Origin of the sequence: Pseudomonas sp. BN606 (assembly GCF_029873115.1) — a bacterium.
Classification (GTDB): domain Bacteria; phylum Pseudomonadota; class Gammaproteobacteria; order Pseudomonadales; family Pseudomonadaceae; genus Metapseudomonas.
Genome location: NZ_SSOF01000074.1, coordinates 159483 through 172619 on the forward strand (window position 1 = coordinate 159483; position 13137 = coordinate 172619).

14 protein-coding genes and 1 tRNA gene are annotated in these 13137 nt (G+C 61.7%); 7 read left to right on the top strand and 8 right to left on the bottom strand.

What is annotated here, in order from left to right:
* Positions 1-8 precede the first annotated feature (8 nt).
* Positions 9-824 (top strand): inositol-phosphate phosphatase, encoded by an 816-nt coding sequence (gene suhB / locus E8E75_RS16400; protein ID WP_120652813.1) that lies wholly within the window; start codon positions 9-11, stop codon positions 822-824.
* A 66-nt stretch (positions 825-890) separates the two neighbouring features.
* On the opposite strand, the gene E8E75_RS16405 is transcribed toward suhB, so the two are convergent.
* The 6 genes from E8E75_RS16405 to queA form a co-directional block, all read right to left on the bottom strand.
* Positions 891-1475, bottom strand: coding sequence for a glycine zipper 2TM domain-containing protein (locus E8E75_RS16405; protein ID WP_120652814.1), 585 nt, complete (start codon positions 1473-1475; stop codon positions 891-893).
* A gap of 179 nt (positions 1476-1654) precedes the next feature.
* A complete protein-coding gene (gene secF / locus E8E75_RS16410) occupies positions 1655-2569 on the bottom strand; it encodes a protein translocase subunit SecF (protein ID WP_153922336.1) in 915 nt (304 codons plus the stop codon).
* 8 nt (positions 2570-2577) lie between these two features.
* Positions 2578-4440, bottom strand: a complete 1863-nt coding sequence (gene secD / locus E8E75_RS16415) for a protein translocase subunit SecD (RefSeq protein ID WP_153922333.1) — start codon at positions 4438-4440, stop codon at positions 2578-2580.
* Between the two features lie 63 nt (positions 4441-4503).
* Complete coding sequence (yajC, locus tag E8E75_RS16420) at positions 4504-4845, bottom strand: preprotein translocase subunit YajC (RefSeq protein WP_028628667.1); 342 nt, start codon at positions 4843-4845, stop codon at positions 4504-4506.
* Between the two features lie 54 nt (positions 4846-4899).
* The gene (tgt, locus tag E8E75_RS16425; protein ID WP_162945901.1) at positions 4900-6015 is read right to left on the bottom strand and encodes a tRNA guanosine(34) transglycosylase Tgt; all 1116 of its coding nucleotides are present in this window, start codon (positions 6013-6015) and stop codon (positions 4900-4902) included.
* 14 nt (positions 6016-6029) lie between these two features.
* Positions 6030-7079 (bottom strand): tRNA preQ1(34) S-adenosylmethionine ribosyltransferase-isomerase QueA, encoded by a 1050-nt coding sequence (gene queA / locus E8E75_RS16430; protein WP_120652818.1) that lies wholly within the window; start codon positions 7077-7079, stop codon positions 6030-6032.
* A 109-nt stretch (positions 7080-7188) separates the two neighbouring features.
* Here queA and E8E75_RS16435 point away from each other — a divergent pair.
* The 3 genes from E8E75_RS16435 to E8E75_RS16445 all read left to right on the top strand — a co-directional run bounded on the left by E8E75_RS16435 (position 7189) and on the right by E8E75_RS16445 (position 8382).
* A tRNA-Leu gene (locus tag E8E75_RS16435) sits at positions 7189-7274 on the top strand.
* Between the two features lie 292 nt (positions 7275-7566).
* Positions 7567-7779 carry a cold-shock protein gene (locus E8E75_RS16440; protein WP_016491057.1) on the top strand — a complete coding sequence of 71 codons (213 nt, stop codon included), beginning with the start codon at positions 7567-7569 and terminating at the stop codon, positions 7777-7779.
* Between the two features lie 105 nt (positions 7780-7884).
* Entirely contained in the window at positions 7885-8382 is a 498-nt protein-coding gene (locus tag E8E75_RS16445) for an RDD family protein (RefSeq protein WP_153922331.1), read from the top strand.
* 51 nt (positions 8383-8433) lie between these two features.
* On the opposite strand, the gene lptG is transcribed toward E8E75_RS16445, so the two are convergent.
* Together lptG and lptF are read right to left on the bottom strand one after the other, a co-directional pair.
* Positions 8434-9495 (bottom strand): LPS export ABC transporter permease LptG, encoded by a 1062-nt coding sequence (gene lptG / locus E8E75_RS16450; RefSeq protein WP_120652820.1) that lies wholly within the window; start codon positions 9493-9495, stop codon positions 8434-8436.
* A complete protein-coding gene (gene lptF, locus E8E75_RS16455) occupies positions 9488-10609 on the bottom strand; it encodes an LPS export ABC transporter permease LptF (protein WP_120652821.1) in 1122 nt (373 codons plus the stop codon). Before lptF ends, lptG begins: the two co-directional genes overlap by 8 nt.
* Before the next feature lie 142 nt (positions 10610-10751).
* Here lptF and E8E75_RS16460 point away from each other — a divergent pair, with 142 nt between their 5' ends.
* From E8E75_RS16460 to E8E75_RS16470, 3 genes are read left to right on the top strand one after another with little or no spacing between them, the layout of a single operon-like run.
* Positions 10752-12239: a leucyl aminopeptidase gene (locus tag E8E75_RS16460; protein ID WP_153922328.1), complete on the top strand. Its 1488-nt coding sequence runs from the start codon at positions 10752-10754 to the stop codon at positions 12237-12239.
* Positions 12236-12652, top strand: a complete 417-nt coding sequence (locus E8E75_RS16465) for a DNA polymerase III subunit chi (protein WP_280359446.1) — start codon at positions 12236-12238, stop codon at positions 12650-12652. The genes E8E75_RS16460 and E8E75_RS16465 overlap by 4 nt, the downstream gene beginning before the upstream one ends.
* Before the next feature lie 13 nt (positions 12653-12665).
* A complete protein-coding gene (locus tag E8E75_RS16470) occupies positions 12666-13130 on the top strand; it encodes a DNA polymerase III subunit chi (RefSeq protein WP_153922326.1) in 465 nt (154 codons plus the stop codon).
* Positions 13131-13137 lie beyond the last annotated feature (7 nt).

Below are 13137 nucleotides of genomic sequence, written 5' to 3' on the forward strand. Positions count from 1 at the left end.
AACTCCCCATGCAGCCTATGCTGAATATCGCCCTGCGCGCCGCTCGCAGCGCCGGTGAACTGATTTTCCGCTCTATCGAGCGCCTGGACGTCATCTCCGTCAACGAGAAGGACGCCAAGGACTACGTCACCGAGGTCGATCGTGCCGCCGAGCTGTCCATCGTGCAGGCCCTGCGCAAGGCCTACCCGAACCACGGCATCCTGGGCGAGGAAGGCGGACTTCTGGAAGGCAAGGGCGAAGGCGCCGACTACCTGTGGATCATCGACCCACTGGACGGCACCACCAACTTCATTCGCGGCGTTCCGCATTTCGCCATCAGCATCGCCTGCAAATACAAGGGCCGCCTGGAGCACGCCGTGGTCCTGGATCCGGTTCGCCAGGAAGAGTTCACTGCCAGCCGCGGCCGCGGCGCCGCCCTCAATGGCCGCCGCCTGCGCGTCAGCCCGCGCAAGAGCCTGGAAGGCGCCCTGCTGGGCACTGGCTTCCCCTTCCGCGACAGCCAGCTGGACAACCTAGAGAACTACCTGGGCATGTTCCGCAGCCTGGTCGGCCAGACAGCCGGCATCCGCCGCGCCGGCTCTGCCAGCCTAGACCTGGCCTACGTTGCCGCCGGCCGTTTCGACGCTTTCTGGGAGTTCGGCCTGTCCGAGTGGGACATGGCTGCGGGCGCCCTGCTGGTCCAGGAAGCTGGCGGCCTGGTGAGCGACTTCACCGGCGGCCACGACTTCCTCGAGAAAGGTCACGTCGTTGCAGGCAACACCAAATGCTTCAAGGCAGTGCTGACCGCTATACAGCCGCACCTTCCGCCGTCGCTGAAGCGCTGATCCGCTGATCACTCAGCCATGAAAAAACCCGGCCAAGGCCGGGTTTTTTTGTTATTTGGGCCCAGCTTACTGCTGAACGCCCGCTCCGCCACCCTGGGACTGGATACCACCGCCCTGCTGGCTGAGGATCAACTGACCTTCTTCCGTCACCGGGATCTGACGACCCGGGTCATGATCCATCCGCACCTGGCCGACCTTGCCATCCAGCTGATACTTCACGTCATAACCAACCAGCCTCTCGCTGGTGTCCGTGACAGTCTTGCAGCGGGTTTCAGTCGTGGTGTAGGTGTCGCCTTCCTGCATATGCTCCTGCACCTTGTTGCCGGCGTAACCACCACCAACGGCGCCAGCGACCGTGGCGATCTTCTTGCCGCTACCGCCACCGACCTGGTTGCCCAGCAAACCGCCCGCAACCGCACCAAGGACGGTGCCGGCGATCTGATGCTGATCCTTGACCGGACGCTGACGAGTCACCGCCACATCGTTGCAGACCTCTCGTGGAGTCTTCACGGTTTCATTGATCGGTTGGACAGCGAGCACTTCGGCATACTCCGGGCCGTTCTTACCTACCAGGTTGTAGGTGGCCACGGCGCCGCCGGCAGTCACACCAACCGCACCCAAAACAGCACCGACGAGCATCGACTTGTTCACTTGAACCTCCTGAATCATCCATAGCGGGCCTACATGCCCTACTCCCTGCCTTGGATAAGAGGACAAAAGCCAAGTTCCCAAACCAACGGGAATATTCCGATAAGTGGAACGACAGTCTCATACAGCAGAAACGACGAGGCCCGGCATTTGCCGGGCCTCGTTCTCAGGGACGGAACGCCTCAGGGACGGTCATCCGCTTCGGCGGTATTCGCCGGCGGAATCAGGTCCTCGGAAGACAGCCCCAGCCAGATCAGCACCGGAGCACTGATATAGATCGAGGAGTAGGTACCCACGACCACACCGACCAGCAGCGACAGTGCGAAGCCGTGCAGGCTGTCCCCACCGAAGATCAGCAGGGCGAACAGCGCCAGAGCGGTGGACATCGAGGTCGCGATAGTCCGCAGCAGAGTCTGGGTGCAGGACACGTCGATGTTCTCGATCAGGTCCGCACGACGCAGCACACGGAAGTTCTCGCGAATACGGTCGAAGATGATGATGGTGTCGTTCAGCGAGTAGCCAATCATCGCCAGGACCGCCGCCAGAACAGTGAGATCGAAGGGAATCTGGAAGAACGCCAGGATACCCAGGGTGACGATCACGTCGTGGATCAGCGAGGCCACAGCGCCCACCCCGAACTTCCACTGGAAGCGGAAGGCCAGGTACAGCAGGATGCCACCCAGGGCCAGCAGCATTGCCAGGCCACCCTGGTCACGCAGCTCTTCACCGACCTGCGGGCCGACGAACTCGACACGCTTGAGCTCGAACTTGCTCTCGGCATCCACCTTGCGCAGGGCATCGGCCACCTTGTTACCCAGCTGCGGATCTTCTCCGGCCAGACGCACCAGAACATCGGTCGAAGCACCGAAGCTCTGAACGATGGCGTCCTTGTATCCGACCTGACCCAACTCCTGCTTGATCAGCTCGAGGTTCGCCGGCTTCTCATAGGACAGCTCGATCAGGGTGCCGCCGGTGAAGTCCAGGCCGAAGTTCAGGCCCTTGACGAACAGGCTGCCGATACCAATCAGGCTGATGATCACGGTGATGGCGAACGCAACGTTGCGTATCGCCATGAAACGGATGGTTGACTTGATCATGGCAGGCCTCAAATCCACAGTTTCTTGAAGTTGCGGCCACCGAAGATCAGGTTGACCATCCCGCGGGTGAACATGATGGCGGTGAACATCGACGTGATGATCCCCAGCGACATGGTCACGGCAAAGCCCTTGATCGGACCGGTACCGAGGGCGAACAGGATGCCACCCACCAGCAGGGTGGTGAGGTTACTGTCGACGATCGCGGTGTAGGCACGGTCGAAACCTTCGTGAATCGCACGCTGCACCGACAGGCCATTGTTCAGCTCCTCGCGGATACGCGAGTAGATGAGCACGTTGGCGTCCACCGCCATGCCGAGGGTCAGCACGATACCGGCGATACCTGGCAGGGTCAGGGTTGCGCCGATCACCGACATCAGCCCGACCAGCATCACCAGGTTGAACGCCAGGGCGATGGTGGCGAGGAAGCCAAAGAAGCGGTAGATGGCCATGATGAACAGCGATACGAAGACCATCGCCCACTCGGTGGATTCGATACCCTTGACGATGTTCTCGGCACCCAGGCTCGGGCCGATGGTACGCTCTTCAGCGAAGTACATCGGCGCAGCCAGGCCACCGGCACGCAGCAGCAGGGCCAGTTCGGAGGACTCGCCCTGGCCGTTCAGGCCGGTGATGCGGAACTGGCTGCCCAGCGGCGACTGGATGGTCGCCAGGCTGATGATCTTCTTCTCTTCCTTGAAGCTCTGCACCGCTACTTCCTGCTGGACGCCCTTGACGTCCTGGGTCACGTAGCGGGTAACCGGGCGCTGCTCGATGAAGATCACCGCCATGCTGCGACCCACGTTGTTGCGAGTGGCGCGGCTCATCAGTTCGCCGCCGTGGCCGTCGAGACGGATATTCACCTGCGGACGCCCGTTCTCGTCGTAGCTCGCCTGGGCGTCGGTCACCTGGTCACCAGTGATGATCAGGCCGCGCTCCAGCGGCACCGGCGGACGACCCGGCTCACGAAACTCGAAGGATTCGGTAGAGGCCTTGCTGGCCGTCGGTTCAGCAGCCAGGCGGAACTCCAGGTTGGCAGTCTTGCCGAGGATACGCTTGGCTTCGGCAGTGTCCTGTACGCCCGGGAGTTCGACCACGATACGGTTCGCGCCCTGGCGCTGCACCAGCGGCTCGGCAACACCCAGTTCGTTCACACGGTTACGAACGGTGGTCAGGTTCTGCTTGATGGAGTATTCGCGGATCTCAGCCAGCTTGGCCTGGGTCAGGACCAACTGTAGGACCTGCTGATCGCCACGCGCGGTGGTGGTCAGCTGGAAGTCGTTGAAGCTCTTGCGGATCAGCGACTGCGCCTTGTCCAGGGACTCCTGGTCGGTGAAGCCAAGCTGGAAGCCGTTCTCCTGGGCCGGCAGGCTGCGGTAACGGATTCGCTCTTTGCGCAGCAGGGTACGAACTTCGCCCTCATAGATCTTCAGACGCGCGTCGACAGCCTTCTCCATGTCCACTTCCAGCAGGAAATGCACACCACCAGAGAGGTCGAGACCGAGCTTCATCGGCGCGGCGCCGAGTTTGCGCAGCCAATCCGGAGTGGTCGGGGCCAGGTTGAGTGCGACTACGTAGTCATCACCAAGGGTCTTGCGCACTACATCCTTGGCCGGCAGCTGATCACCCAGCTTGGTCAGGCGCAGCAGACCGCCGCGCTCGCTGACACTGGAAGACTTGAGCTCGATGCCCGCTTGCTTGAGGGCTACGGTCGCCCTGTCCAGGTCGGATTGCTGGATCTTCAGCGCGGTACTGGTGCCGCTGATCTGGATCGCCGGATCATCCGGATAGAGATTGGGTGCGGAATAGACCAGGCCGATCGCCAGCACCGCCAGGATCAGCAGATATTTCCACAGTGGATACTTGTTGAGCATGACTCCGCCCGTTATGAAGCGGGGCGCCTGATGGCGCCCCGTCGGTGTTGATCCATGTATCTGTCAGATGGCTTTCAGCGTGCCCTTCGGCAGGGTCGCCGCGATAGCCGCCTTCTGGAACTTCAGCTCTACGCTGTCAGACACTTCGATGACCACGAAGTCATCGGTGACCTTGGTGACCTTGCCGGCAATGCCGCCGGAGGTGACCACTTCATCACCCTTCTGCAGACTGCCCAGGAGGTTTTTGTGCTCCTTGGCGCGCTTGGCCTGGGGACGCCAGATCATCAGATAGAAGATGACCAGGAAACCGATCAGGAAAACCCACTCGAAGCCGGTACCGGCAGGGCCTGCAGCGGCGGCCGGCGCAGCGGCGTCGGCATAGGCGGCGGGAATCAGAAAGCTCATGTAGCACTCCTGTTGCGGAAATTTAAAAAAATCGACTCTGGATATGCGGCTTTATCAGTCCAGGGGCGGAGTCGGTAGTCCGCGCTTGGCGTAGAAGGCATCGACAAAGGCGGCCAATTTACCCTGTTGGATAGCCTCGCGCAAACCAGCCATCAGGCGCTGGTAATGCCGCAAGTTGTGGATTGTATTCAACATGCTGCCGAGCATTTCGCCGCATTTGTCCAAATGATGGAGATAGGCGCGCGAGAAGTGTTTGCAGGTGTAACAGTCGCAAGTCGGGTCCAGCGGAGACTCGTCATGCTTATGCACTGAGTTGCGGATTTTCAGCACGCCGGTGTCGATGAACAGGTGGCCATTTCGCGCGTTGCGCGTCGGCATCACGCAGTCGAACATGTCCACTCCGCGGCGCACACCCTCCACCAGATCCTCCGGCTTGCCCACCCCCATGAGGTAGCGCGGCTTGTCTGCCGGCATCTGCCCGGGCAGGTAGTCCAGCACACGAATCATCTCGTCCTTCGGTTCGCCTACCGACAGGCCACCGATGGCCAAGCCATCGAAGCCGATTTCACTGAGGCCTTCCAGGGAGCGCATGCGCAGCTCTTCGTGCATGCCACCCTGGACGATCCCAAACAGCGCGGCAGTGCTTTCACCATGGGCGACCTTGGAGCGCTTTGCCCAACGCAGGGAAAGCTCCATGGAACGCCTGGCCGTATCGAAGTCCGCCGGATAAGGCGTGCATTCGTCGAAGATCATCACGATGTCGGACCCCAAGTCGCGCTGGACCTGCATGGATTCCTCGGGCCCCATGAACACTTTCGCGCCATCCACCGGCGAGGCGAATGTCACGCCCTCCTCCTTGATCTTGCGCATGGCACCCAGACTGAACACCTGGAAGCCACCGGAGTCGGTGAGGATTGGACCCTGCCACTGCATGAAGTCGTGCAGGTCGCCATGGCGCTTGATCACCTCCATGCCCGGCCGCAGCCAGAGGTGGAAGGTATTGCCAAGGATGATCTGCGCGCCGATCCCTTCGATATCGCGCGGCAACATCCCCTTCACGGTGCCGTAGGTTCCTACAGGCATGAAGGCGGGCGTCTCGACAACCCCCCGGGGGAAGGTCAGGCGGCCACGACGGGCCTTGCCATCGGTAGCCAGCAGCTCGAAGTTCATCCGGCAGGTGCGCGTCATGCTTGGTCCTCGGGCCCGCGGGGGGCGGGATTGCGGGTGATGAACATGGCATCACCGTAACTGAAGAATCGGTAGCCCTGCTCCACTGCTGCAGCGTAGGCAGCCATGGTCTCTGGATAGCCAGCAAAGGCGGAAACCAGCATCAGCAGGGTGGATTCGGGCAAATGGAAATTGGTAACCAAGGCGTCGACCACATGGAAGGGTCGGCCGGGGTACAGGAAAATATCGGTGTCGCCGCTGAAGGCCTTGAGCAGGCCGTCCCGCGCCGCACTTTCCAGGGAGCGCACGCTGGTGGTTCCTACAGCGACCACCCTTCCTCCACGAGCACGGCAGGCAGCAACGGCTTCGACCACATCCTGGCCCACTTCGAGCCACTCGCGGTGCATGTGGTGATCCTCGATGCGCTCGACCCTTACTGGCTGGAAAGTACCTGCCCCGACGTGCAGCGTGACGAAGGCACTCGCCACCCCTTTGGCGGAAATGGCCTCAAGCAGATCCTGGTCGAAATGCAGCCCTGCCGTAGGCGCTGCAACGGCCCCGGCGTGGCGCGCGTAGACGGTCTGGTAACGCTCGCGATCGGCGTCTTCGTCAGGCCTGTCTATATAGGGCGGCAGCGGCATGTGGCCGACCCTGTCAAGCAGCGGCAGCACTTCTTCGGCGAACTTCAGTTCGAACAACGCATCATGGCGAGCAACCATCTCGGCCTCCCCACCGCCATCGATCTGCAGGATCGAGCCGGGCTTGGGCGACTTACTGGAACGCACGTGGGCCAGTACGCGATGGCTGTCCAGCACGCGTTCGACAAGAATCTCGAGCCTGCCGCCTGAAGCCTTCTGGCCGAACAGCCGTGCAGGAATGACCCGAGTGTTGTTGAACACCATCAGATCACCCGGACGCAGGTATTCCAGGAGGTCGGAGAAATGACGATGGCTCAGTGCACCCGATTCGCCGTTCAGTACAAGGAGGCGACTGGCGCGACGCTCGGCCAGTGGATGACGGGCAATAAGAGCTTCAGGGAGCTCGAAGTGGAAGTCGGCTACGCGCATGGTGGGAGGTCGTATCGCAGGGGCGCAGATAGTACAGGAAATGCCCGTTTCTGACCACGCAGACGGATTGACCGACTCAGAGCGTCTCCCTATACTGCGCCGCCATCGTGCCCCGGTGGCGGAATGGTAGACGCGGCGGATTCAAAATCCGTTTCTGGCGACAGAGTGAGAGTTCGAGTCTCTCCCGGGGCACCACGATATCTTCAAGCCTGTCCTAGGCTTTCTCCCCCCAACTTTCCGCCCGTCCGGGGCCCTTCTCCCGCCCATAAATATTGGTCTTTCGGGGCTTGGCATTTCCGGGAAACTTAGCGTAGAGTTGGCCAACTGTGTTTGCATGGGTCGCTGTTGAATCGTGACCTGATGCGGTAGATCACCAGATCCGCTACATCCCGCTCGACTTCTCTTACCTCTTTGCAACCAGTTCCAGCCCTTCTGGCGCATCAGTGAACAGCAGGCTGTCATCAACTTCAGTTTCAAGGAAAAAGATATGTCGAATCGTCAAACCGGCACCGTCAAATGGTTCAACGACGAGAAAGGTTTTGGTTTCATCACCCCGGAAAGCGGCCCGGATCTGTTCGTTCACTTCCGCGCCATCGAAGGCTCCGGCTTCCGTAGCCTGAAAGAAGGCCAGAAGGTTACCTTCGAAGCCGTTCAAGGCCAGAAAGGTATGCAGGCTGACAAGGTTCAGGTAGTTAACTAACTACCTGAGCTTCGCCGAAAGCCCCTGATGGAAACATCAGGGGCTTTTTTGTGTCTGCTAGTCGGCTGCTAGAATGGCGCGCCCTCCACACGCCAAGAGCCCGCAATGCCGAAACATCAGCTGCGCCCCCAGGGGGACTTCCCCTCCGCCGGGCTGGTTCGCCGCTTCGCCGCGATCTTCTACGACTTCCTCCTCTGCGTTGCCCTGCTGATGGTGGTCACCCTGATCTATCAACAGGTCTTACTCCGCCTGATCTACGGTGGCGAGCATCTGCGTCAACTGGCCGACCAGGGCGCGCTCTCCGGCGACCCGGTACTCTCCACGCTGCTGGTGTTTGCCCTGTTCGGATTCTTCGCCAAGTTCTGGACCCACAACGGCCAGACCCTCGGCATGCAGGTCTGGGGCATTCGCGTACAGAATAAGGATGGTTCGGCCATCAGCCTGTGGCAGGCCCTGCTGCGCTTCGTCATTGCCATCGGCTCCTGGCTGGCACTTGGCCTGGGCTTCCTCTGGAGCCTGTGGGACAAGGAGAAGCGCACCTGGCATGACATCTATTCCGAGACCCGGATCGTCCGCATTCCCAAGGACGCGCACAAGAAATGACCTCATGAAAAAAGCCGGCAAAAGCCGGCTTTTTCTTGCGTCGATTCGGGGTCAGCCCGCACGCCTCAGCAACCAGACACCTGCCAGGGCGCAGACGCCCGCCGGCACCAGAACAGCGAAGAGCGGCGAGAAGCCAAATACCAGACTCGAAGGCCCGAGCAGATCCTGGCTGATACGCACCACGAAACCGATAACGACACCGGTGAACACACGCTGCCCCAGGGTTACCGAACGCAGTGGGCCGAAGATGAAGGAAATCGCCATCAACACAAGGGCCGCCGTAACCAGAGGCTGCAGCACCTTGGTCCAGAACGCCAGCCAGTAGCGGCCGTTGTTCAGCCCCTGCTCCGCCAGGTAATGGGTGTAACGCCATAGTCCGGAAATCGACAGCGCCTCGGGCTCCATCACAACGGTGCCGAGCAGCTCTGGCTTGAGTTCGATATTCCAGCGCTCGGTGACACTGTTGAGTACTTCAGTGTGATCGCCACGGAAATGTGTAGTGGTCACATCTTCCAGCTGCCAAAAATCACCCTGGAACAACGCACGCTTGGCGAAGCTGGCGGACTGCATATGGCGCTCGCCATCGAAGCGATATCGGGTCACACCATAGAGCACACCATTGGGCTGCACGGCGTTGATGTGGACGAACTCTTCGCCCTGGCGATGCCAGAGACCGCGCTTGGAGCTTTGTGCATCCCCACCGCCCTGGGCCAGTGAGCGATTGGCCTGGGCCAGGTTCTCGCTCCACGGCGCGACGTACTCGCCAATCAGTATGCCCACCAGCATCAACACCAGCATGGGCTTCATCACCGCCCAGACGATACGGCCGATCGAAACGCCAGCTGCGCGCATCACGGTCAGCTCGCTGCTGCTGGCCAGGGTACCGAGACCGATCAGGCTACCGATCAGCGCCGCCATCGGCAGCATGTCGTAGACGCGACGCGGCAATGTGAGGAAGACGTACCAGGCAGCGGCGAGCACATCGTAGTCGCCCCCAACGTCGCCCAGTTCATCGATAAACGCGAACAGCGCTGCAAGGCTCACGATGATCCCCAGCACCGCAAGGATGCCGAAGAACACGCTAGTGCCGATGTAACGATCCAACCTAACCATGGGCCACCTCACGGACATCACGACGAGCCGCCCACTTCAGGCGCAGAGGCTCCCAGTACAACAACAGCAGGCCGACCACGATGAACAGTGCGTGTACCCACCACAGGCCGAGGGCCATGGGAATGCGCCCCTTGTCCAGCTGTCCGCGCGCAGCGATCAGCAAGGCCAGGTACGCCATATACAGAAGGATGGCCGGGAGCAGCTTGAGGAAACGACCCTGGCGCGGATTGACCCTGGACAGCGGCACCGCCAGCAGGGTGACGACGAACACCAGCAGCGGGATCGACAAGCGCCACTGAAGCTCGGCCTGGTAGCGCGGATCATTGCTACCGATCAGCTCGGAGGTGGGCACTGCCTCGCGCTCGCCGATCTCGGACGATATCTCGGGCTTGGGCAGCAGCACACCGTAGGTTTCGTACTGGATGATGCGGTAGTCGGCCTTGCCGGGGTTGCCGTCGTAGCGGTAGCCATTCTTGAGGATCAGGTAACGACTGCCATCCGGCTGGACTTCCTGATGCCCCTTCTCAGCCACCAGCACGCCAATGCCACGATCCTTGCCGTCCTGGCGCGAAATGCGCTTCTCGGAGATGAACACGCCACCCAGCTCGCCACGATCAGAGGAGAGCGTCTCGGTGTAGGTCACCCGGCCGCCCCCCTTTAGCGCCTGGAAACGTCCGGGAACCAAGGTATCCAGTTCGGTCAGGGCATCCTGCTCGTTGAGGATGCGAGCCACCTGGCCAACGCCCTGAGGCGCCAGGCCCAGGCTCAGCCAGGCCACCAGCAGTGCCACCAGCAGCGCAGGAGCGAGACTGTAGATCATCAGGCGCTGTTGGCTCATGCCGGTAGCGCTGAGCACGGTCATTTCGCTTTCGAGATACAGGCGGCCGTAGGCCAGCAGAAAACCGAGAAACAATCCCAGAGGGAGGATCAACTGGAGGAAACCGGGTATCCGGAAGCCCATGATCATGAACAGCACGCCAGGGTCCAGCGCCCCCTGTGCGGCTTGCGCCAGATACTTGATGAAACGGCCGCTCATGATGATCACCAGCAGCACGGCGCTGACCGCACTCAGGGTGACCAGGACTTCGCGGGAGAGATAACGGAAGACAATCAAACCAGACACTCCAGGGTTGTCAGGCTCACGCGGCTACGCTCAAACTAGCCGCTTTATGGCCAGCCCGCCGTTCTGACGGGCCACTGAAAAAATAGCCGGCATTATCCGTCAATCCCGGCTCTTTGTCTTGGGGACACATGTCATGGAATTCCTTGTCAAAAGCGCCCGTCTGGAAACCCTGAAAACCGCCACGCTGGTCGTTGCTGTCGGCGAAGGACGCAAGCTGGGCGAAGCCGCCAAGGCCGTTGATGCCGCAGCTGGCGGTGCCATCACCACCCTGCTCAAGCGCGGCGATATCGCTGGCAAGGTGGGCCAGACCCTGCTCCTGCACAGCCTCCCCAATCTCAAGGCCGAGCGCGTACTGCTGGTGGGCAGTGGCAAGGAGCGCGAACTCTCTGACCGCCAGTTCCGCAAAATGATCGCCGCCGTGAACGGCGTGCTGAAAGGCCTCGGCGGCAGCGACGCAGCCCTGGCCCTGGCCGAACTGGCCGTCAAAGGCCGCGACGCCTATGGCAAGGCCCGTCTGATGGTGGAAACCCTGGCCGATGGCGGCTACGTCTTCGACCGCTTCAAGAGCCAGAAGGCTGAGCCCAGGGCGCTGAAGAAAGTCACCGTGCTGGTGGAGAAGGCCGACCAGGCCGAGGCCGAACGCGGCAGCGTGCATGCCCAGGCCATCGCTACCGGCATGGCCTTCACCCGCGACCTCGGCAACCTGCCGCCGAACCTCTGCCACCCCAGCTTCATTGCCGAGGAAGCCAAGACCCTGGCCAAGGCGCACAAGAACCTCAAGGTCGAAGTGCTCGACGAGAAGAAGCTCAAGGAACTTGGCGCCGGCGCCTTCCTCGCCGTGGCCCAGGGTAGCGAGCAACCGCCGCGGATGATCGTGCTCAATTACCAGGGCGCCAAGAAGGACGACAAACCCTTCGCCCTGGTCGGCAAGGGCATCACCTTCGACACCGGCGGCATCAGCATCAAGCCGGCGGCCGGCATGGACGAAATGAAGTACGACATGTGCGGCGCCGCCAGCGTACTCGGTACCTTCCGCGCCGTACTGGAGCTGCAACTGCCAATCAATCTGGTCGGCCTGCTGGCCTGTGCCGAGAACATGCCCAGCGGCGGCGCCACCCGCCCGGGTGACATCGTCACCACCATGAGCGGCCAGACCGTCGAGATCCTCAACACCGACGCCGAAGGCCGTCTGGTGCTGTGTGACACCCTGACCTACGCCGAGCGCTTCAAGCCGCAGGCGGTGATCGACATTGCCACCCTCACTGGCGCCTGCATCGTTGCCCTTGGCAGCAACACCTCGGGACTGATGGGTAACAACGACGCGCTGGTGAAGCAGATCCTCAAGGCTGGTGAATACGCCGACGACCGCGCCTGGCAACTGCCACTGTTCGACGAGTACCAGGAGCAACTGGACAGCCCATTCGCCGACATCGCCAACATCGGTGGTCCGAAGGCCGGCACCATCACCGCTGGCTGCTTCCTGTCGCGCTTTGCCAAGAAGTTCCACTGGGCGCACCTGGACATCGCCGGCACTGCCTGGGTCAGCGGCGGCAAGGATAAAGGCGCTACCGGCCGTCCGGTTCCCCTGCTCACCCAGTACCTGCTGGACCGCATCAAGTGAGAGTTGAGTTTTACGTGCTCTCCTCGGCCAACCCGGCAGACCGCCTGCGCGCGGCCTGCCAGTTGGCTGCCAAGGGCTGGCGGCATGGGCTGCCAGTCCTCGTACGTTGCACCGATGCCGCCCAGCGCGATGAGCTGGACGCACTGCTCTGGCGTTTTCGCGCCGAAAGCTTCATTCCCCACAGCCTGATCGACGACGACGCCAATGCCCCGGTGGTGCTGGCTCTGGACGAAGCACCTGTAATCCAGCAGGGCCTGCTGATCAACCTCGCCTCGACCATCTCCCCTCACGTCGAGCACTTCAGCCGGATCATCGAGATCGTCAACCAGGAACCCGACCTGCTTGCCGCCTGCCGGGAGAATTTCCGTAGCTACCGGCAGCGGGGCTATGATCCGAAACGAGTCGAACTCTAGCCATACCGCACTGATGGACACCCCCAAGCCCCCCCAAAAACCGGCGAACCTGCTGGACGACCTCGAATCCATTCGTGCCCTGCTCGATGACGAGCCCGGCGACGCCGAACCACCATTGCTCACCGAAACCCTGGATGTCGATGACATCCCGCTGCTGTCGGAAATAGTCGAACCCGTGCCCGTACCGCCGGCCACACCTCCTTCACCGCCGCAGCAGTCCGTGCTCCAGGCTGCCCCCGTCGCGTCGGCGCCCACAGCTACGCCAGCCCCCGCCCCCACGCAGATGGCCGAGGCGATCCGCCAGCGCATGACGCCGGCTGGCAACCCGGAACTGGCCCGCCTGGACAGCGAACTCCGCGCCGCCGCGCAGCTGATCCTGCAGGACGTGATCGACGATTTCGTGCCGCAGATCGAGGCCGAGCTCAAACGCCGCCTCGAAGCGCGCCTGACTCGCCTACTGCCGCCTCGCCGGCAGTGATCCGACC